The sequence below is a fragment of the Pseudarthrobacter sp. C1 genome, from assembly GCF_034720455.1.
In the GTDB taxonomy this organism is placed as follows: Bacteria; Actinomycetota; Actinomycetes; order Actinomycetales; family Micrococcaceae; genus Arthrobacter.
The window spans coordinates 41,782-62,057 of record NZ_JAYESK010000015.1 but is presented as its reverse complement, the minus strand read 5'-3'; the positions used below and the strand labels follow the sequence as shown (position 1 = coordinate 62,057).

The following is a 20,276-nucleotide window of genomic DNA, read 5'->3' as shown; positions in this document are numbered from 1 at the left end:
GCTCCGGATGGGGCGCGAAGTGACCCCGCGATTTCGGCTTTCGCGGGGCTCCGCTAGCCGGCCGTGATCAGGTGGCTGAAGTGGTCATAGCGGAAAGTGACCGGGCCGCCGTCGTGCTTGAACACGATGTTGCCGCCCGGGGAACTTCCGCCCGCGCCGTAGCTGACACCCCAGGACCGGTCAAGGGCGGCCTTGAACTCGTACGTTCCCGCGGCGAGATTCGGCACGGCCAGCTTCCAGACGAGGCCGGCCGGGTCCAGCACCAGCTGCGCCTGGTCGCAGGCCGGATCCCAGTCCTTGATGCAGCCCAGTTCGCTGTTCATGCTCCCCGCAGCCGCAACGGCGCCGGGCTGCTGGGAGGCGTACACGGCCGTGATCACGTGCGTGCTGTTGTCATAGCGGAACGTCACGGGGCCGCCCGGATGGTCCAGGGCGATGTTCGGCCCGTTGAGCTTGCCGCCGGCGCCGTAGTTCTCCGCCCAGCCGCCGTTCAGTGCAGCCTTGTACTCGTACTGGCCGGCAGGCAGGCCCACCGTGAGCCGCCAGATCTTGTCGGCCGGGTCCAGCGCCATCCTGGCCTGTGAACACGTGGGCTCCCAGGGCGCCGCGCAGCCCATGGCCTGGTTCAGGGACCCAACCACGGTCACTGAGCCGGGCTGCGGGGCATCGCCCACCGTGACCGTCCGGGCCGCGCTGGCCACGCTGAAACCGGGACCGGTCATTGTGGCCCGGTAGGCCACCTTGGTGCCGTCCTCAAGGTTCGAGATGTCGTCCGTTGCCGAGTAAACGGGTGAGGACCCGTCGGTGGCAACCGTGGTCCACTCGCCGCCGGCCACGCTGCGTTCGAAGGTAACCTCGTGGCTTGCCTTCTCGGGATCGACGGTGGCGCTGAGCTCCACCGAGCCTTTCACGTTGCTGCCTTCCACCGGCTTCTGCAGCGTGATGACGGGTGCGGGAACGTTTGCCGTGCGGGACTGTGACGTGGCGGTGTGTCCGCCGTTGTCCAGTACGGTGGCGCGGTACTCCATCGCCGTGCCGGCGTCGAAGGCCGCCACGTCGTGGAACACCTGGTACGGAGCCGTGTCATCAGTGCCGATGGGCGTCCAGTCCCCGCCTGCTGCCTTGGCTTCGAAGGTGACCTCATAGAACGAGGAACCGCCGACGTCGGCCGTCACCTTGAGGCGCCCGTTGTCACCCTGCGCGGGTGCCGGCTCCTGGAGGACGACGGCGGGCGCTTCCTTGGAGTGCGGGATCCTGCCGGAGGACTGGTACACCACGGCGGAAAGCGGCGGGACGGTGACGGCCAGCTTGCCGTCCGCCGAAGTCTTCGCCTCGTCCGCGCCTTCGCCGTAGATCCGCGTGTAGGTGCGCTTGGCAATGTAGGCGGGTACCTCTGCGGTCTGTGCCTGTTCGCTGTTGTTCAGCGCCACGACATACTCGCGCTGGTCCGCCGCATCCGTTCGGGAGAAGGCGTAGATGCCGGGCCCGTCGGAGGCATAGCGGTGCTGGTGGGCGCCGTCGCGCAGGGCCGGGTGCTCCTTGGTGAGCGCGGCGAGCTCGCTGATCTTGCCGTACAGCGGGTGCCCGGGGTTGAAGTTGTCCTCGGCGTGCGTGGCCTCGGTGCCCAGCAGGTCGTCGTCGAGGTATGCCTCCACTTTGCTGGGGAAGAGGGTCTGGCGTGCGTCCTGGTCCCCGCCGGGGCCGGTGAAGCCCTGCTCGTCGCCGTAGTAGATCACAGGGTTGCCGCGGGAGAAGTACATCAGTTCGTGGGCCAGCCGGTCGCGGGCCACCTTTTCGTCGTCCGTCGCTCCGGGGTTGTCCGCGGCGATGAAGCTGCCGATGCGGCCCATGTCGTGGTTTCCCAGGAAGGTGGGCAGCTGGTACACGTTCGAATCTGCATCCGTGTACCAGTCATCGCCGGCGAAGAACGTCTCCAGGGTGCGGGTGTCCTGTCCCTTGGAGGCGAAGCTCCGGGCTGCCTCCTGGAAGGGGAAGTCCAGGACAGCCTGCATCTGGTTGCGGGTGGTGAACTGGGAGGTGAAGCTCTTGGTGGTGTCGAAGACCTCGCCGAACATAAAGAACTCGTCCTTGCCCTGCGCTTTGGCGTAGTTGAGGACGTCCGGGCCGAACTCCTGCCAGAACTCGTTGTTGACGTGCTTCATCGTGTCGATCCGGAAGCCGTCCACGCCGAAGTCGCGGATCCAGGTCTTGTAGATGTCCTTCATGCCGCTGACCACTTTGGGGTGCTCGGTGAACAGGTCATCCAGGCCGAAGAAGTCGCCGTAGTAGGCGTCCTCACCCGCGAAGGTTGTGTCACCGCGGTTGTGGTACAGCGTTGGATCGTTCAGCCAGGCGGGGACCTTCAGGTTCTGCTCTTCTGCTGTCAGTTCGGGAATGTAGGGGAAGGATTTCAGTGGGTCGAGTTCCGGGAAGTTGTCCGCGCCGGCGTAATCGCGGTCATCGAACGCCACGCCGTCCGCGGTTTTGTAGGGCACTTCATCCTTGGAAACGTATCCCTGGCGTGCGCCGTCCTTGTAGCTGATGACATCAGCCGTGTGGTTGGTGATGATGTCGAAATAGACCTTCATGCCGCGGCTGTGGGCCTCGTCAATGAGGGCCTTGAGCTCGGCATTGGTGCCCAGGTGCGGATCGATCTGGGTAAAGTCGGTGATCCAGTAGCCGTGGTATCCGGCCGATCCGTCCTCTGTCTGCACCGCTTTGTTCTTGAAGCTGGGGGTGAGCCAGATGGAAGTGGTGCCCAGGCCCTGGATGTAGTCGATCTTGTCCAGGAGGCCCGCAAGGTCTCCGCCGTTGTAGAACCCCTTGTTTGTGGGATCGAAGCCGGACACCATGGGATCGCTGCCCAGGCCGCCCTGGTCATTCGCGGTGCTTCCGTTGCTGAAGCGGTCCGCCATCACAAAGTAGAAGTTCTCATCCGTTACGGGGGCGCGGAGTGAGTGAAGGGCCGACGCCGACCCAGGGTCTTTGGGGCCAGGTGCAGCCTGGGCGGGAAGGACTGCCGCGGAGGCGGCGACGGCGGCTGCCAGCAGTCCGGCGGCAACGGCCCGGGCCGGCGCGGCCGGGGGTGTGGTGGATCCTGGAGACTTTCGGGCGCGTGGGGGCGCGCTGGGACGGGTGCGGAATATCAAGGCTGAGACCTTCCTGGGAGCGGCGCTGCTGTTCAGGCTTGCCGGCGGACAACAGCCGGCAATTGCTGTGAGGGCTCACAGGTAAGCAAGCTTCCTTGTGAGCCACGGCACAACTGTAAGCGCTTGCATTGAATAACTCCAGTGTTTAGCCAATGGCGTCCGCGGTTCCGCTTGGCCTCAGCGCTTCCTGCCGGCCGCCCCTTGGAACCTCCAGCCGGCCGGCGCCGGGGCGGGGACCAGGGCAGTCGGCGACGGGACCTGCACGTCGTTGACCATCCCGGTAGGGATGCCGGTCACGTCATCCAGGGCGAACGTTGCCACGTTGTCCGACCGCTCGTGGGCTACGTGCAGCCACGTTCCCCTGACCAGGTGGTGGCGCGGCCAGTTTCCGCCACTGGGATCTCCGCGGCGGAGTCGCCCGGAGCCCGGCCGCCGGAGGTGGCCGGACCACGGAAGATCACCTCGAATGTCCCCGCTTCCGGCCTCACGACGAACACTTCAACGGAGTACTCGGACACCACGAGCACATTGCCGCCCTGGTGCTGCACCACGTGGCGGGGACCGCTGCCGAACGGGAGGGCAACCTCATGGTCAGCCACCAGGCCGGTGCCCGGCACATAGTTCCAGACCCGGAGGGTGTCATGGCCCAGGTCCGTCGTCATGACGCGTCCGTCCGCCAGCATCAGGCTGGCGTGGGCCCGGCTTTGCCGAGGTTCACCCGGGTCGAGGCCGGCGTGCGGATCCACCGATGGTGCCGCCGGGAAGCAGCCTGTCATCCCGCCGTCGTCATCCAATCCATAGAGCAGGACCTGCCCGTCGCCCCAGCAGGCGGACGTAAGGAAGCGGCCCAGGGGGTCCACTGCCACATGGCACGTTGCATCTCCGGCGGGTTGAGAATCACCCAGCGGCTCCAGTCCGAAGTCACCCGTGCGGCGGAAAGCCCGGACCATCCCGCGCTGCTCGGCCACCGCGTACACCACCGGCAAGGCGGGATGAACGGCAAGGAACGACGGCGAATCCGCGTTCACCGCCGTTCCCAGCCATTCGAGGCTTCCGTCCCCGTGCGCGGCGAGGGCGCCGATGCCATCGGCACGGCCGCCTCCACCGGCGGTGTAGCTACCGGTCCAAATGAGATCGTCCTGTGCAGGCGGGATCATAGGTCCATCCTGCCAACAAGCGCTGCCGTGCGGTGCAATTGCGGACTAGCATTGGACTCCATCCGGCCCAGGCCGGCCCGGCTTGTTGAAACGCCCGGCTCGCAGAAAGGTGTGCCCTTGCCAGTTTCCGGGATCTCCGCGCCCCACGCGTTTGCCGCCACAGTTTCCGCGTTGCGGGCCGCCGGATGTGTATTCGCCGAAGATGAGGCGGGGCTGCTCATCAGTGAGGCGCCCGGCCCTGCAGCGCTCGCTGACTGGGTTGGCCGGCGCAGATCGGGCGAGCCCCTGGAGTACATTCTTGGCTGGGCCGGCTTCGACGGACACCGGATCGCTGTCGAGCCGGGGGTCTTTGTGCCCCGGCGCCGGACCCGGCTGCTGGTGGACGAGGCCGTGGGACTGCTGCAGGGCGGCCGGTTTTCTGCACCCCGCATTGTTGTTGACTTGTGCTGCGGGTCCGGGGCAGTCGGGGCGGCCATTGCGCGACGGGACCCGGGCATCGAGCTGCATGCTGCAGACGTCGACCCGGGCGCCGTGAAGTGCGCGCGCCGCAACGTGGGGCCGGTGGGCGGATGCGTGTACGAAGGGAACCTGTTTGCCGCGCTTCCGCCCGGGCTCCAAGGCCGGGTGCGCGTCCTGGCCGTGAATGCTCCCTACGTCCCCACAGATGCGATAAGAACGATGCCGCCGGAAGCCCGCCTCTATGAGTCGCGGACAGCACTCGACGGCGGCCCGGACGGGCTCCACTTCCACCGGCGCGTGGCCGCAGGGGCGCTGGAGTGGCTGTCCTCCGACGGGCATCTGCTCATTGAGACCAGTGAGCAGCAGGCTGAGGGAACCGCATCCGTTGTGGCCGCGGCGGGCCTTGCCGTCCGGACAGTCCATTCAGACGAACTCGACGGCACTGTAGTTATTGGCAGTGCCGGCGTTGGCAATGCCGGTGTTGGCGCTGCCGGGCCTGGCACTTCTTTAGCCTGAGCCCTGTCCAGAGCGGCTCGGCTGGACCCCACCGAACCGTTAGGGCCGGGAAGGGAGGCCTGCGGGCCGGCAATTTAGCTAAGACGCTGCTGGCCGCCGCGTCCCCCAAGGATCGCGACGGCCAGCAAAGCCATTCAGTTGTAGCACAGACCCGCTGTTTTTCCGCTGTCAAGCGGGACGGACCGTCACAGGCCGGACGGTGTGCCGGGGCTAGGCCTTTGAATTGGTCTCGTCGGAGGTGCCGAGGTTCAAGGTTTCCGGGTGGGTGGAGTGCGCGGGGATGTGGTCCTCGCCAAGGTCGTCGCCACTTGGGGTGCTCCTGCCTGGAGCTCCAGCGGTAGAGGTACCCGGAACTGTGGTGCCAGGGGCACTGGCTGTCGTGCCGGCGTCGGAGGTTGACGATTTGGTGCCGCCGGAGCCGGAGGAGCCTTCACGATGCACCGCTGAGCCGATCACCGTACCTGCCCGGCGTGCGGCCTCACTCAACTGGTCCGCGACCTCGGGAGCCTTTTCCTTGATGGCTTCCGTTGCAACCGCAACCTTGTCCTGCACGGGCTTGCTGTCCCAGATGCCCGCAGCGCGTGCCTTGAGCTTGTCATAGGCGGCCCTGCCGGACCGCGACCCAAGCACATACCCGGCGGCAATGCCAACGCCCAAAAGAAGTTTGTTTTTCAAGATGAACTCCTGCTCACTGAGAAGGTTTCACTTCCGGCCAGAGAGGCCGGGAGATAGGAAAACCGGCCCGGGGATGTTGTCCCCAGGCCGGTTTCCTGGCTTACGCGACAGTTAGCCGCGAGCGCCGCGCTTGGTGACCATGCCGTAAACCAGCAGCACGATAAGCGCGCCGCCGATGGCCAGCAGCCACGTCTGCAGGGAGAAGAACTCCTGCAGTCCGCTGCCAAAGATCATTCCGCCGATCCAGCCGCCGAGGAGTGCTCCGACGACGCCCAGGACGAGGGTGATGATCCAGCCGCCACCCTGCCGGCCCGGGAGGATCGCCTTAGCGATCGCACCAGCAATAAGTCCGAGAATCAGAAATGCAAGAAATCCCATTTTTCGTTCCTCTTCCTAAATAAAGGAGGCCTCCGGATCCCGGAAGCACTTCATCCTTCTGCCTCAATAGTAATCATGCTTACTATCTATTTGCCAACCCCGGGTTCCCGGAAAAGCCCACTTCAGGCCCGTTTCAATGCCCTGTCACGTCGGAATCATTGCCCGCACCGGGACCTTCGTCCAGGACCGCTAATTCCGCTAGATCCTGCGGATCCAAGGCGAAATCGAAGATGTCCAGGTTTTCCCTCATCCGGTCCGGATTCGACGTTTTCGGAATCGTTACAATTCCGTTTTGAACATGCCAGCGAAGGACCAGTTGGCCGGGCGTTTTTCCGTGCTTTTCGGCTAGTTGGAAGAGGATGGGAGCACCGAGCAGGCTGGCCCCGGCGCCTCCCAGCGGGCTGTAGGACTCGGTGACGATTCCGTGCTTTGCATGGAATTCCCGCTCGGCCGCGCGCGTGACCGCCGGCGTCAGCTGGATCTGGTTGACGGCGGGGACCACGTCAGTAACGGCCATCAGCCGTTCCAGGTGGGAGGGTTTGAAGTTGGAGACGCCGATGGAGCGCACTTTTCCTTCCGCCTGGAGCCGCTCGAAGGTCTTCCACGTGGAGATGTACTCGTCCCGCGCGGGCAGGGGCCAGTGAATAAGCAGCAAGTCCATGTAATCCAGCCCCAGCCGCTTCAGTGACCCTTCCAGCCCTTCCACCGCCCTGTCGTTCCCCTGGTATTGGCCGTCCAGTTTGGTGGTGATGAACAGCTCGCCACGGTCCACGCCGCTGGCCCGGATACCGTTGCCCACGCCCTGCTCGTTGCCGTACTTCACGGCGGTATCGATGTGCCGGTAGCCGGCTTCCAGGGCCTGCACGACGGCGGTGGCCGCCTGGTCGTCGTCCAGCGGCCAGGTGCCAAGGCCCACCTGGGGGATGGAGTAGCCGTCATTGAGTTTGATCAGCGGTGCAAGTGTCATTTCACCAGTCTCTCCCGGATCGGCTTCCCCGGGCCCTTGAATGCCCGGGGAATATTGGAAGGCGGCGCTGCCCGCCCGGCGTTAGGCACCCCGCCTGGCCCAGCCGGTCAACCGGTCGCTGAGGTCCATGAATTCCCGGTCAACCACCTGGAGGACAGGGTTCGCGTCGTGCCAGTCCACGATTTCGCGTGCGCCGTCGGCGAAGGGAATGGTGGCGCAGTAGCCGGGGACCAGGGACTTGATCTTGGTGTTGTCGAAGACCACCGAGTGGGAGCGGTCGCCCAGGAGGTTGGGTCCCAGCTCCGGGCTGTGGGCGGCGATGGTTTCGGAGGCAACGTGGACCAGTTCCGGGTCCGCAACACCGGCTGCACGGGCGAACAGCCGGTAGATCTGGTTCCAGGGCAGGTACTCGTCGGATGTGATGGTGTAGCTCTCGCCTACCGCTTGCGGCAGGCCGAGCAGCCCCACAAAAGCCTTGGCAAAGTCCATGCTGTGCGTCAGTGTCCACAGCGAGGTCCCGTCCCCGTGCACCATGACCGGCAGCCCCGCCCGCATCCGGTGGAGGTCCGTCCAGCCGCCCACCATGGCGATTTTGGTGCGGTCGTACGTGTGGGAAGGGCGCACCACGGTGAGCGGGAAATCCTGCTCTCTGTAGGCCTGGTAAAACAGTTCCTCGCAGGCGATCTTGTCCCGGGAGTACTGCCAGAACGGGTTCTTCAGCGGCGTGGACTCGCGGATTGGAAGCCGGGTGGGCGGCTTTTGGTACGCAGAGGCGGAGCTGAAGAACACGTACTGCCCGGTGCGGCCTGTGAACAGGTCCAGGCTGGCCTTGGCGTGGTCGGGGGTGTACGTGATGAAGTCCGCGACGGCATCGAAATCGCGCCCGCCCAGCGCGTCACGAACCGCGGAGGCGTCCCGCACGTCCGCGGTGAGGGTTTCAGCCCCTTCGGGAACCGGCCTTGTGGACCGGCCCCGGTTGAGGATGGTCAGCCGGTGCCCCAGTGCGACGGCGCGTTCTGCGGCCGCCGCACTGATGACGCCGGTGCCGCCGAGGAACAGGATGTTCCTCGGCGCCACCGTACCGGCGTCAGGGGTGGAGGGGTTCACCACGCGTAGTCTTCCGGTGCCGTACGGTGCCCCGGGAAGATGTCGTCCAATCGTTTGAGGGTGTCGGCGTCCAGGGTTACGTCCAATGCCCTGACGGCGGCGTCGAGCTGTTCCTGGGTGCGCGGTCCCACGATGGGTGCCGTGACGGCAGGCTGGTGCAGGAGCCAGGAAAGGGCGATGTCGCCCGGTTCGTGGCCCAGCTCATCGGCGAAATCCTCGTACTGCCGGATCTGGTCTTCATGCTTCTTGAGTGTTTCGGCTGCACGGCCCTCGGTGCGCCGGACGCCGTCGCGCTCCTTCTTCAATACCCCGCCCAGGAGCCCGCCCTGCAGCGGCGACCAGGGGATGAGCCCCAGCCCGTACTGCTGGGCCGCCGGGATCACTTCCAGCTCCACCTGGCGCATGAACAGGTTGTAGATGGACTGCTCGCTCACCAGGCCGGTGTAGTTGCGCCGCCTGGCCGCCTCCTGGGCCTGGGCAATATGCCAGCCGGCGAAGTTGCTGCTGCCCGAGTAGAGGATCTTCCCTTGCTGGACCGCCACCTCGATGGCCTGCCAGATTTCGTCCCACGGGGTGTCCCGGTCGATGTGGTGGAACTGGTAGACGTCGATGTAGTCCGTCTGCAGGCGCTTCAGGCTGGCGTCGAGGGCGCGGCGGATGTTCAGGGCGGAGAGCTTGGACTCGTTGGGGCGGTCCGTCATGGTGCCGTAAAGCTTGGTGGCCAGGACCGTGTGCTCGCGGCGCTCGCCGCCCTTGGCGAACCAGCGGCCAATGATTTCTTCGGTCCAGCCGCGGTGGCCGGCGCCGCCATAGACGTTGGCAGTGTCGAAGAAGTTGATGCCCTGCTCGCGGGCCGAGTCCATGATGGAGTGGGCGTCCGCTTCCTCGGTCTGCGGGCCGAAGTTCATGGTGCCGAGGCAAAGGCGGGAGACTTTCAGGCCGGAGCGGCCCAGGTGGGTGTACTGCATGGCTGAATCCTTTGGGTTTGGTGGTTCTACAGCTGCGTGAAGGCGGCGACGGCGGGATCGGAGCCGATGCGGGCCCCGGACTCAAGGGCGCTGATGGCGGCAAGCTCCTCGTCGGAGAGGGTGAGGGCGGAGGCAGCGAAGTTCTCCCGGATCCGGGCGGCCTGGCTGGACTTGGGAATCACGATGTTTCCCGCGGCCAGATGCCAGGCGAGCACCACCTGCGCCGGGGTGGCATTGTGGGCGTTGGCGATGCCGGTCACCGCATTGCCGTTCAGGTCTCCGCCCTGTCCCAGCGGGCTGTAGGCCTCCACGGCGATGCCAAGGCCCCGGCACTTGGCCGCAAGGTCTGCCTGCTGGTAGCTGGGGTGCAGTTCGATCTGGTTGACGGCCGGGACGATCTCCGAGGACTCCAGCAGGGTGTCCAGGTGCTCGGCGAGGAAGTTGGAAACGCCTATGGCGCGGATCTGGTTGTTCTCGTAGAGCCGTTCCATCTCCTTCCATGCCTGGACGTACAAGTCCTGCGACGGGACGGGCCAATGGATGAGGTAGAGGTCAACGTAGTCGAGGCCCAAGGCTTTGCGGCTGTTCTGGAACGCTTCCTGCGCGCGGTCCTGCTCGCCGTTCCGAAGCTTGGTGGTTACAAAGATGTCCTCGCGCGGAATGCCGGTAGCCGCGATCGCGGCACCCACGCCCGCCTCGTTCCGGTAGGCGGCGGCCGTGTCTATGTGGCGGTATCCGGCCTCGAAGGCGTCCTCCACGGTCCGCTGCGTGTCCTCCGGCGGTACCTGGAAGACGCCGAAACCAAGCTGGGGGATGGTGACGCCGTTGTTCAGTGTCAGCTCTGACATTGGGGCTCCTTGAAACATGCGGGGGTGGGGTGCCGTTGACTCGACGGGAGAAAGCGGTTTCCGCTGGCTCGCTTTTGAGCCTATGCACTTTTGGCCGGGAAGTCAGCAGGGGAACCTGATTCTGTTTTTCCTAGGACTCCCAGTCCTACCTTCGTTGTAGGAGAGAGCCACCATGGCGGGCACAATGGTCTGCATGGGTCAAAGCGCGGAGTTCGGAAAATTCCTCAAAGCCATGCGGTCCCGCCTGAGCCCTGAGGACGCCGGTGCGGGACCCACCTCCGGTGCCCGCCGGGTTCCCGGCCTCCGCCGCGAAGAAGTCGCCCGGCTGGCAGGGGTGAGTACCGACTACTACGTCAGGCTGGAGCAGGGCCGGAACATCCATCCGTCGCGGACGGTCCTTGAGGCAGTGTCGAGGGCCTTGCGGCTGGACGGCAGCGAGCATGCGCACATGATGGACCTGCTGGAAAACTGTGCCGGGTCCGCGAGGTTCAGCACAACGGCCGCCCAGGCTGTCCGTCCGGCGCTGCGGCAGCTCCTGGAGGCGATGGGCGACGTTCCGGCCATGGTGCTGGGCCGGCGCAGTGACGTCCTCGCCGGCAACAGGATGGCCTTCCTGCTGTTCGCGGATTTCCCCGCGCTGCCGGCTGCCGAACGCAACCTGACCCGCTGGCTCATTCTTGACCCGTCAGCCCGCGAGCTCTTCCGTGACTGGAAAACCGTGGCGGCGGAAGCGGCCGGAGCGTTGAGGCTGGATGTAGGCCGCCACCCCAACGATGCCCAGGCCAACCAGCTGGTGGGCGAACTCGCTGTCCATAGCGAGCACTTCCGCCAATGGTGGGCCGGGCACCGGGTGGCCACCCGGTCGGCAGGAAGCGTGCGCCTGCACCACCCCGCCGTCGGGGACCTGGAACTGAACTTTGAAAACCTTGTCCTCCCGGACGATCCCGACCAGACGCTTCGGGTGTATTCGGCCCGGGCCGCTTCGCCGTCGGCCGACGCCCTTGCACTGCTCGGCAGCCTGGGAGCACCCCAGCCGGCGGCCGAACGTGAATCCGACCGCAACACCGCTCCGGCCACGGCGGAAAGCGGGGAGTGACGGCGGCCGGAGCCGTTGTACTTTTGGCCAGTTGAGGCGGGTGTTTCTGGCCACGAGCCCATTGGGGAAAGATTGCACTTTTCCTAGGCTGGAGGAGCAAGGTTTCTCCACCAAGGATGGTCTCAACGATGAAACGCATCGCACTGCTCAAGGAACGCCAGGCTGCCGCCGCCGACGCCCCCTCCACCGCCACCGGTTCGCACTGCCCGGCGTCGGGCCTGTGGAGCCCGGACCACGATCCGCACACCGTCCTGTCCTTCTTCGAAGGACAGGTTTTTCCCGCGTTCGACGGCATTCCAACCGTTTGGCGGCGCCGCTCGGCCGGCACCGTCTCGGCGAACTAGGCCCGCTTAAACGCCAACTGACTCGCAGCAGACGTCGTCAAAACACGGTTTCGCGACGTCTGCTGCGAGTCAGTTGGGCGGGAGTTAGTGCTCTTCCAGCCGGAAGCCGATCTTGATGGTGACCTGCCAGTCGGCGATCTTGCCTTCTTCGAGGTGGCCCCGGATCTCCTTGACCTCGAACCAGTCAAGGTTGCGGAGGGTCTGGGAAGCCTTGGCGATCCCGTTGCGGACGGCGTCGTCCACTCCCTGGTCCGACGTGCCGACGATTTCAGAAATGCTGTACGTGTGGTTGGACAACTTCGCTCCTCGTGATCAACGGTGCTCCCGGTTGCGGGCGGTCCTTGAAGACTAGTGGCACTTCCAGAACGTTGACCAGCCCTTATCCGATGTTCCGCACCGCCGTCAGGCCGAACCCGCGGCCTGCTTCGCCTCGAGCACCAGGTTTTTCAGGTCGTCCAGGGTCTGCTGCATGTGCGCGTCCATGGCCTGCCGAGAACGGGTGGCATCCCGCGACTCCAGCGCTTCGGCAATGTTCTGGTGGTGCCGGATCGCATGCTCCTGGATCTCACGGACGGCCGAGGTTTCAGTGCGCCGCTTTTCCAGCACCCGGTGCAGCGGCTCGAACAGCACAGCCACGAAGACGTTCTCCGAGGCATGCAGGATCAGGTCGTGGAAAGCCAGGTCCGCGGCCACGAACGCGGCCACGTCATTGACTTCGTGGGCGGCACGCATGGCCGCCACATAGCCGTGCAGGGCCTGGATCTCAGCGTCGCTGATCCTTCCCGCCGCCAGTTCACAGGCGCCGGCTTCCAGCATGCGCCGCAGTTCGATGAGCTGGATGGAAGCGTCAGCCTCGTTCTTGCCCTCGGAAGCGGCGCGCAGCACGGCCTCCAGCGATGCCCAGCGGTTGAGGGGGTTCACGAACGTGCCCCGGCCCCGCTCGACGCTCAGGATCCGCTGCGCCTGGAGCGTTTTCATGGCCTCGCGGACCGTCATCCGGCTGACCTCATGCCGGGCGCTGAGCTCATGCTCGCCGGGGACGGTGGCGCCGGGCGGGAACTCACCGGCGATGATGCGGTCCAGGAGCTCGTCGGCCACCTGGCCCACCAGTGATTGCCTCGCCATGCTGCCCCCGTTATTCCCTCATTGGATATGTCAGACAAGTCTACTTGCGCGTCGTTATGTCCTGTGCCACACTAAAAACCAAATGCAAGATGTCTGACATCTTACACCTGCCTTTTACATCAGGATCCGTCAGAGGATCCATACACAACGGAGTGCACTGTGACGCTTGAAGCAGACGTCCTGGCCGCGTATCCGGCCGAGGTCCGGATTCCCGCCGAACTGGTAGCCAGCACCCTGGCTGCCTCCAACGCGGAGACCCCGCGTGTCCTGGTCGTGCTCGACGACGACCCCACCGGAACGCAGTCCGTGGCAGACCTGCCCGTGCTCACCCGCTGGGACGTGGAAGACTTCATTTGGGCTTTCAGCCAGTCGAAGCCTGCCGTCTACGTCCTCACGAACACCCGCAGCCTGGACCCTGCCGAGGCTGCCGCCCGCAATGAGGAGGTGGTCCGCAATGCCCTCGCAGCAGCGGGTTCCCCGGAAGAACTGCGCCTTGGCTTCGTCAGCCGCAGCGATTCCACCCTCCGCGGCCACTACCCCCTGGAGCCGGACGTCATCGCCGCCACAGTATCGGACGTCAGCGGGGAAAAAACCGACGGCGTTGTGCTGGTTCCAGCCTTCCCCGACGCCGGGCGGGTCACCATCGGCGGCGTCCATTACATGCGCGGCACCGCAGACGCGGCCGGCACCCTCATCCCGGTGTCCGAAACAGAGTTCGCCAAGGACGCCACCTTCGGCTTTTCCACCTCCGTAATGGCTGACTACGTCGAAGAGAAGTCCAAGGGCCGCTTCGCCGCGGACACGGTCATCGTCCTGGACCTGAACATCATCCGCGCCGGCGCGGCAGCCCAGGACCCTGCCATCTCTGCCAACGCCATCGCCGACGCAATCGAACGGGCCACCGATTCCACCCCCATCGTGGCGGACATCGTGACCGAAAACGACCTCCGTGCCCTGTCCCTCGGCCTGGAAGAAGCCGAACGGCGCGGCAAGAAGCTCCTTTACCGCGTAGGCCCTCCCTTCGGCCGTGCCCGGATCGGCCAGGAAATCCGCGCCGAACTCAGCGGTGCGGAAGCCTACGCCGGAAACACACCGTCGGAAGCAGGCGGCCTGATCGTCGTCGGCTCCCACGTCGGCGTCACCACCCGCCAGCTCAAGGCCCTGACGGAGCAGCACAGCGCCGCACGCATCGTGGAGATCGACGTCGAAAAGCTCCTCGGCCCGGAATCCGCCAGCCACTTGGACCAGACGGTGGACGCCGTCGTCGAGGCCCTCCACGGCGGGGACGTCATCGTCCACACCAGCCGCCTGCTCATCAAGACAGACGACCCGGCAGAAAGCCTGCGGATCGCACGCACCGTGTCCGCCGCCGTCGTCGCCGTGGTGAACCGGACACTGAAGACCTTCCCGCCGCGGTTCGTCATCGCCAAGGGCGGAATCACCTCCTCCGACGTGGCCGCCCACGGCCTGGAAATCCGGCACGCCATTGTCCGCGGCCCCATGCTTCCCGGCATCGTCTCGCTCTGGGAACCGGTGGACGGCCCCGCCAAGGGCATCCCGTACATCGTCTTCGCCGGCAACGTGGGCGACGACCAGTCACTGGCCGACGTCACCCGCAAGCTCAGCAACACCTTCTAACCCCCACCGGCTCCCGATTCCGCACACATTCAATGGAGAACACCATGACCAGCAACTACACCGTCACAGTCCTGGGCCTCGGCGCCATGGGCCTGCCCATGGCCACCCGCCTCGCGTCCCAGCTGACAGTCCACGGCTTCGACATCGCCGAACCGCGCCTGAAGCTCGCCGAAGAAGCCGGCATCGCCACCTTCGCCTCTGCCCGCGAAGCCGCCAAGGGTGCCGACGCCGTGCTCCTGGCCGTCCGCAACGGCGAGCAGCTCAACGACGTCCTCTTCGGCGAGAACGGCGTGGCCTCCGTGCTTGAGCCCGGCGCCGTCGTCATCCTTGGCAGCACCGTGGGCACCGAAGCCATCCCCGCCACGGTGGCCAAGCTCGCCGAATACGGCGTGGACCTCGTTGACGCACCGCTGTCCGGAGGCCCCAAGCGCGCCGGCGAAGGCGACCTGCTGATCGTGGTCGGCGCTTCCCCCGAAGCCCGCGAAAAGGCAGCCCCCGCGCTGGACCTGCTGGCTTCCACCCTGACCGTTGTGGGCGACAAGCCCGGCGACGGACAGGCCCTCAAAACCGTCAACCAGCTCCTCTGCGGCGTGCACATCGCCGCAGCGGCCGAAGCCATGGCCCTCGCCGACGCCCTCGGACTGGACCAGGCCAAGACCCTCGCCGCCCTCGAGGCCGGCGCCGCGGGCTCGTTCATGCTGTCCAACCGCGGGCCGCGCATCCTTGAGGCCTACAACGAGGAAGGCGCCGAGGTCCTCTCCCGCCTGGACATCTTCGTCAAGGACATGGGCATCGTGGGCAAGGCCACCCGTGCCGCCGGCCTGGCAGCCCCGGTTGCCGCTGCTGCCGAGCAGCTCTACCTGCTGGGCCAGGCCCAGGGCCTCGCCGCCGCCGACGACTCCGCCGTCATCAAGGTCGTTGCGCCCACAAAGCGCACCGCGTAGCCACTTTCCTCAACCAGCGCCTGATGGCCGGTCTTCCGGAAGACCGGCCTGTCAAAGGAGACACCCCGAAATGAACCACCTGATGCACCCGCTGATCGCGCGGGCGGCTGAAACTCCAGCCATCAAACCCGCAGTGGAGCTTGGCACTCCGCTGCTCCTGACCATCGCAGCCCTCGGCATTGCCGTGCTGCTGGTCATGATCATCCGCTTCAAGATCCAGGCCTTCGTTGCCCTGCTCACCGTCAGCATCCTGGTTGCCGTCGCTGCCCAGATCCCGCTCAAGGACGTCTTCACCGTTGTCGCCAACGGTGTCGGCAGCACCATGGGCAAGGTGGCATTGCTGATCGCACTCGGCGCCGTCCTGGGCCGCATGATCGAGGTGTCCGGCGGCGTCCAGTCCCTCGCTGCCCACTTCACCGCAAAGCTCGGCGCCAAGCGGGTTGCCGTGGCCCTCACCGCCGTCGGCTTCCTGGTGGCCATTCCGGTCTTCTTCGAAGTCGGCGTCATTGTGCTGGTCCCCATCGTCTACGCCTTCGCCAAGATCGCCAAGGTGCACCCGGTCAAGTTCGGCCTGCCCATGGCCGGCATCATGCTCGCCATCCACGTGGCCGTTCCGCCGCACCCCGGCATCGTGGCAGGTGCCGGCGTCTTCGGTGCCGACATCGGACTCATCACCCTGATCTCCCTGGCCATCTGCATTCCCCTGGGCTTCCTGTCCTACTGGGTTGCCAGCATCATGAACCGCAAGGAGTACGAGCTCCTCCCGTCCGTCAAGGCACAGGTTGAAGAATTCGGCTCCGACTCGCTGGTCAAGGTAGGCCACGACGGCCCCGGCGCCATGGCTGTTGCCCCGCCCCGTCCCGGCCTGATCATCTTCCTCATCGCCGCCCCGATTGTGCAGATCCTCCTTGGCACCCTGGGCACCCTCTCCATCCCCAAGGACAACTCCTGGTACGGCCTGGCCGCGTTCATCGGCAACCCGTTCTTCGCGCTGCTGGTGGCCGTTGCGCTGTCCTTCTTCCTGCTGGCCGTCCGCCGCAACTGGTCGCTGAAGGAAACCGGCGAAATCTTCGAGGGCGCCCTGCCCCCCATCGCCTCCATCCTGATGGTGGTTGCCGCCGGCGGCGTGTTCGGTGAAGTCCTCCGCACCTCCGGGATCGGCGCCGCCCTCTCCCAGACCCTGGACCACCTGGGCCTGCCCGTCATCGCCCTTGGCTTCGTCATCTCCCTGGCCCTTCGCGCCGCGCAGGGTTCGGCCACCGTTGCCATCGTGACCACCACCGGCCTGCTGACGTCCGCCGTGATGGAAGGCGGCTACACCCCGGCCCAGATCGCCGTGATCGTCATCGCCATCGGCTTCGGTTCGCTCGGCCTGTCCCATGTCACCGACGCCGGGTTCTGGACCGTGGTGCGCTACTACGGACTCACTGTTTCGGACGGCCTGAAGACGTGGACCGTCCTGACCACCATCCTGGGCCTGGCCGGCTTCGTCCTGACCTTCATGGCCTGGATCCTGGTGGGAGGCCTGGGCGTCTGATGCGTACCCGACTCGACCGCCTGGTGACCGCCGCCCTCCAGCAGGGTTCCGCCATCCCGGCCTTCACCTGCTACGACTTCACGACGGCGCTGGCCGTGGTGGCAGCGGCGGAGGAATCCGGCCGCGGCGTCATCCTGCTGGTGGCCCCGAAGACTGCCGCCACGTCGAACGGCCTGCGCCTCGTCGGTGCCCTCCGTGGCCTCGCTGACGCTGCGTCCGTCCCGGTGGCGGTGCAGCTTGACCACGCAACGGACCTTCGGGTGATGGCCGACGCCGTTGCGGCAGGGGCGGATTCCGTCCTCGCCGACGGTTCCTCCCTCCCTTACGAGGACAACATTGCGCTGGTCCGGGCGGCCCGTGCGCTGCTGGGGCCGGACGTGGTACTTGAAGCCGAGCTTGGCGGGCTCGCCGGCGACGAGGACCGCGCCTTCAGCGCGGACCAGTCCGGCGTCGCCGTGGCCGGCCTCACCGACTCCGCCCTGGTGGAGGACTTTGTGGCCCGTACCGGCGCGGAACTGCTGGCTGTCGCCGTCGGAAACGTCCACGGTAAATACAAGGGCGAGCCGCAGCTGCGCTGGGACGTGCTGCAGGACATTGCGGTGCGCACGCACCTTCCGCTGGTCCTGCACGGCGCTTCCGGAATCCCGGCGGAGGAGCTGGTGAAGGCGGCCTCCATGAACGTTGGCAAGGTCAATTTCAACACGGAGCTCCGCACCGGCGTCCTGGCCACACTGGAGGAGCAGCTACCGGGCCACCGCGCCGACGGCGAGAACCTGCAGGCGCTCCTGGGCCACTGGAACAGCTCCGCCCGCGACTTCGCAACCACCACGCTGGCGACGCTCACGCGTTGAGATTTCCGCAGGGGAGGGAGGCCGGGATCAACCATGATCCTGGCCTCCCTCCTTCTTGTGTCCTGGCGCCCTCCTCAAGCTCACCCTTAACCTGAGCCTGCTTCCGGGCGCACAATGGAGCTGTAACGAGCAGTTACCGCAAAGGAATGAACATGGGCGGCGCACAGGAGCAGGGGACATCTTCGCAGCCCGGTCCGGCGGGCACCCGCGACGAGGTGCTTGACCTCGTCCGGTTCTTTTGCCTGGCACTGGTGGTGGTCGGCCACTCCATGATGGGTAGCCCCGTCCTGCATCCGGACGGAACGGTCACTACCCACAACACCCTGGCCGAGCAGGACTGGTTTGAACCCGTGATCTGGGTGTTCATGGTCATGCCGCTGTTTTTTGTTGCCGGCGGCACCACGGGCCTGCAGTCCTGGCAACGGCTCAAGGCCGGGGGCGGCACCGCCGCTGAGTTCCTCCAGGCACGGCTCCTGCGGATGGTGCGCCCCGCCGCTGCCCTGCTGGCGGTAATGTTCCTTGGGCTCTGGACGGCCGGGCTGCTTGGCGTGCATCCGCAGGTGGTGGAGCTGATGGCAGCCGGGGCCGGGATGCCGCTCTGGTTCCTCGCGGCGTACCTGGCGGCGCAGCTTTCCATTCCGCTCCTGGCCGCCTTCCATGCGCGGAGCCCCTGGCTGGCAATTGGGGTCCTTGCTGCCCTCGTGGTGGCCGTGGACTGCCTTCGCGGAACGCTGCCCTTGCTCGCATATGCCAACCTGGTATTCCTCTGGTGTGCGGTGCAGCAGCTGGGGTTCCTGGCCGCCGACGGCCGCTTCGCCAGGCTCTCCAAGTCCGGCCTGCTGGCGCTCATCCTCGCCGCGAACCTCCTGCTCGGCCTCGTCGCTGCCCTGGGCCTGTACTCCGGGAACATGCTGGTGAACCTCAACCCGCCGAACCTGACCCTCTTCCTCCTGGGTATTTCGCAGGCCGCCCTGATCGAACTTGCCCGGCCTGCGCTGGTTCCGCTCTGCTCCCTCGGATGGGTACGGACGCTGCTTCGGGTGGCGGGCGGCCGTTCGCTGACCGTGTACCTGTGGCACCTTCCCCTGCTGGTGGCAATGTCAGGCCTGCTCCTCCTCACCTCCGTCCCCAAGCCCGCCGCCGGAACCGCGGAGTGGTGGTGGTCGCGCCCCGTGGTCCTGCTGTCACTGCTCCTGCTGCTGCTTCCGGCGGTGGCGGCGTTCGGCCGCCTGGAGGATCGGCCGACGGCGGCACTTCAGGGCCGCCGTCCGCCCGCCATGGCGGTGGCGGCCGCCGTCGTGGTGGTCTTCACCCCCGCCGCGGTAGGGGCCGCAATCAATGGGCTGACGCTGGGATTGCTGGGGGCCGGGGCAGCCTGCTTCCTCCTGGCACTGGTGCTGCTTCACGGGGTGCGGCGCCCGCTGCGGACCGGATCCGCTCCCACGGCAACGGAAATGTCCCGCTAGCCAAACTTCCCGCTAGCCAAACTACTTGGCCGGAGGAATCGCGGCCCGGGCGGCTTCGCCGGGCTGCATGCCCGTCATGGCGGCGGCGGAACAACTGAGAGCGGGCTCGGAACCACCGTCCGCGAAGCGGGAGCTGACATCCAGTCCTGGCTCCAACGCACCGGACTCCTTCCGGCCGGGCAGGACACCGGGGCGGAGGCATTGCCAGCGGAGTGAAGTAGTGCCAGTGTCGAACCATGACCGAGAACACGATGTCCAGCGAGGATAAGTTCGCCCCCGACGTCTCTGTGCGGCGCAACGATGCGCAGCACCGTTATGAGCTTCACGTGGGTGATGTCCTCGCCGTCCAGTCCTTCTACCGGGACCTGCCGGGCCACATAGACTTCTCCCACACGGAGACCGGCGAGGAATTCGAAGGGCAGGGACTGGGACGTGTCCTGGCCCACTTTGCGCTCGACGACGTGGTGGCGTCAGGAAAGCGGATCATTCCGCATTGCCCGTTCATCGCCGGCTACCTTCGTAAGCACGAGGGGTACGAGCAATACGTGGATTGGCCGGACAGCTGATCCGCTCCTGAACACTTGAGCCGGACGGCTGAGGGGGACCAGCCGATCCAGCGCCGTCGGGGAGCCCGCCGAGGGGCGTTTCCCAGCAGTCAGCTGGCGAGTGCGTGTTCGGCGAGGACCGGGACGTCGATGGTGAAGCCGCAGGCACAGCGGTACGTCTCCACGTGCTCCGAAGCAGCTCCCAGGCCCATGCCCACCGGGACCACCGAGGTTCCGTCCACATAAACGGGCATGCGAACAGGGAGTGCCTCCGGGTCCACCAGCTGCATCGGGGCGCGGCAGTGCATCCGTGAATTGAGTGTGACCAGCAAGCCCATATCCGCGGGCCGGGTGACGCCCAAAGAAGATTCTGCTCCTGCGTCAGGCTCCCCGGGCACCGTAAGCTGGTCTTCAATAACGCTGGTCATGATGTTCATCCTTGGGCTTCTTTCACGAAGCTGCCGGCGTTGGCAGCCCCGCCGCGAACTGCTTGCGGAGGTTCATTT

19 protein-coding genes and 1 pseudogene are annotated in these 20,276 nt (G+C 66.1%); 9 read left to right on the top strand and 11 right to left on the bottom strand.

All coding sequences use genetic code 11. The annotated features are described in order from the left end of the window. Positions 1-53: 53 nt before the first annotated feature. Both U7114_RS18525 and U7114_RS18520 read right to left on the bottom strand, forming a co-directional pair. On the bottom strand, positions 54-3,149 hold the full coding sequence (locus tag U7114_RS18525; protein ID WP_323058167.1) for an alpha-amylase family glycosyl hydrolase: 3,096 nt from the start codon (positions 3,147-3,149) through the stop codon (positions 54-56). Positions 3,150-3,326: 177 nt separating this feature from the next. Next, positions 3,327-4,306 (bottom strand): annotated as a pseudogene (locus tag U7114_RS18520) (lactonase family protein). A 117-nt stretch (positions 4,307-4,423) separates the two neighbouring features. Here U7114_RS18520 and U7114_RS18515 point away from each other — a divergent pair. Then, positions 4,424-5,281, top strand: coding sequence for a putative protein N(5)-glutamine methyltransferase (locus U7114_RS18515; RefSeq protein WP_323058166.1), 858 nt, complete (start codon positions 4,424-4,426; stop codon positions 5,279-5,281). A 210-nt stretch (positions 5,282-5,491) separates the two neighbouring features. Here U7114_RS18515 and U7114_RS18510 read toward each other — a convergent pair whose 3' ends face one another. The 6 genes from U7114_RS18510 to U7114_RS18485 all read right to left on the bottom strand — a co-directional run bounded on the left by U7114_RS18510 (position 5,492) and on the right by U7114_RS18485 (position 10,224). Continuing rightward, on the bottom strand, positions 5,492-5,956 hold the full coding sequence (locus U7114_RS18510; RefSeq protein WP_323058165.1) for a YtxH domain-containing protein: 465 nt from the start codon (positions 5,954-5,956) through the stop codon (positions 5,492-5,494). A gap of 111 nt (positions 5,957-6,067) precedes the next feature. Continuing rightward, complete coding sequence (locus tag U7114_RS18505; protein WP_104996554.1) at positions 6,068-6,334, bottom strand: GlsB/YeaQ/YmgE family stress response membrane protein; 267 nt, start codon at positions 6,332-6,334, stop codon at positions 6,068-6,070. Positions 6,335-6,467: 133 nt separating this feature from the next. Beyond that, positions 6,468-7,301: an aldo/keto reductase gene (locus U7114_RS18500; RefSeq protein ID WP_323058164.1), complete on the bottom strand. Its 834-nt coding sequence runs from the start codon at positions 7,299-7,301 to the stop codon at positions 6,468-6,470. 81 nt (positions 7,302-7,382) lie between these two features. Continuing rightward, a complete protein-coding gene (locus U7114_RS18495; RefSeq protein ID WP_323058163.1) occupies positions 7,383-8,411 on the bottom strand; it encodes an NAD-dependent epimerase/dehydratase family protein in 1,029 nt (342 codons plus the stop codon). After that, entirely contained in the window at positions 8,405-9,376 is a 972-nt protein-coding gene (locus tag U7114_RS18490) for an aldo/keto reductase (protein WP_157239576.1), read from the bottom strand. Before U7114_RS18490 ends, U7114_RS18495 begins: the two co-directional genes overlap by 7 nt. Before the next feature lie 26 nt (positions 9,377-9,402). Beyond that, positions 9,403-10,224, bottom strand: a complete 822-nt coding sequence (locus tag U7114_RS18485) for an aldo/keto reductase (RefSeq protein ID WP_157239574.1) — start codon at positions 10,222-10,224, stop codon at positions 9,403-9,405. 193 nt (positions 10,225-10,417) lie between these two features. On the opposite strand from U7114_RS18485, the gene U7114_RS18480 reads away from it, so the two are divergent. Both U7114_RS18480 and U7114_RS18475 read left to right on the top strand, forming a co-directional pair. Next, positions 10,418-11,320, top strand: coding sequence for a helix-turn-helix transcriptional regulator (locus U7114_RS18480; RefSeq protein WP_323058162.1), 903 nt, complete (start codon positions 10,418-10,420; stop codon positions 11,318-11,320). Between the two features lie 128 nt (positions 11,321-11,448). Then, positions 11,449-11,664 carry a hypothetical protein gene (locus U7114_RS18475; RefSeq protein WP_157239572.1) on the top strand — a complete coding sequence of 72 codons (216 nt, stop codon included), beginning with the start codon at positions 11,449-11,451 and terminating at the stop codon, positions 11,662-11,664. 84 nt (positions 11,665-11,748) lie between these two features. Here the strand turns inward: U7114_RS18475 and U7114_RS18470 are convergent, their stop codons facing one another. Both U7114_RS18470 and U7114_RS18465 read right to left on the bottom strand, forming a co-directional pair. Then, positions 11,749-11,961, bottom strand: coding sequence for a dodecin (locus tag U7114_RS18470; protein ID WP_139027623.1), 213 nt, complete (start codon positions 11,959-11,961; stop codon positions 11,749-11,751). Positions 11,962-12,066: 105 nt separating this feature from the next. Next, the gene (locus U7114_RS18465; RefSeq protein ID WP_323058161.1) at positions 12,067-12,789 is read right to left on the bottom strand and encodes a FadR/GntR family transcriptional regulator; all 723 of its coding nucleotides are present in this window, start codon (positions 12,787-12,789) and stop codon (positions 12,067-12,069) included. Between the two features lie 159 nt (positions 12,790-12,948). On the opposite strand from U7114_RS18465, the gene U7114_RS18460 reads away from it, so the two are divergent. The 6 genes from U7114_RS18460 to U7114_RS18435 all read left to right on the top strand — a co-directional run bounded on the left by U7114_RS18460 (position 12,949) and on the right by U7114_RS18435 (position 19,791). Beyond that, the gene (locus U7114_RS18460) at positions 12,949-14,427 is read left to right on the top strand and encodes a four-carbon acid sugar kinase family protein (RefSeq protein ID WP_323058160.1); all 1,479 of its coding nucleotides are present in this window, start codon (positions 12,949-12,951) and stop codon (positions 14,425-14,427) included. Positions 14,428-14,471: 44 nt separating this feature from the next. Next, positions 14,472-15,371, top strand: coding sequence for an NAD(P)-dependent oxidoreductase (locus U7114_RS18455; protein WP_323058159.1), 900 nt, complete (start codon positions 14,472-14,474; stop codon positions 15,369-15,371). Positions 15,372-15,441: 70 nt separating this feature from the next. Further along, on the top strand, positions 15,442-16,908 hold the full coding sequence (locus tag U7114_RS18450) for a GntP family transporter (protein ID WP_321215152.1): 1,467 nt from the start codon (positions 15,442-15,444) through the stop codon (positions 16,906-16,908). Next, the gene (locus U7114_RS18445) at positions 16,908-17,759 is read left to right on the top strand and encodes a class II fructose-bisphosphate aldolase (protein ID WP_157239563.1); all 852 of its coding nucleotides are present in this window, start codon (positions 16,908-16,910) and stop codon (positions 17,757-17,759) included. Before U7114_RS18450 ends, U7114_RS18445 begins: the two co-directional genes overlap by 1 nt. A gap of 152 nt (positions 17,760-17,911) precedes the next feature. Next, a complete protein-coding gene (locus U7114_RS18440) occupies positions 17,912-19,225 on the top strand; it encodes an acyltransferase (protein WP_323058158.1) in 1,314 nt (437 codons plus the stop codon). Between the two features lie 236 nt (positions 19,226-19,461). Further along, on the top strand, positions 19,462-19,791 hold the full coding sequence (locus U7114_RS18435) for a GNAT family N-acetyltransferase (protein WP_157239560.1): 330 nt from the start codon (positions 19,462-19,464) through the stop codon (positions 19,789-19,791). Between the two features lie 89 nt (positions 19,792-19,880). Here the strand turns inward: U7114_RS18435 and U7114_RS18430 are convergent, their stop codons facing one another. Further along, on the bottom strand, positions 19,881-20,198 hold the full coding sequence (locus tag U7114_RS18430; protein ID WP_321215154.1) for a hypothetical protein: 318 nt from the start codon (positions 20,196-20,198) through the stop codon (positions 19,881-19,883). Between the last annotated feature and the right edge of the window lie 78 nt (positions 20,199-20,276).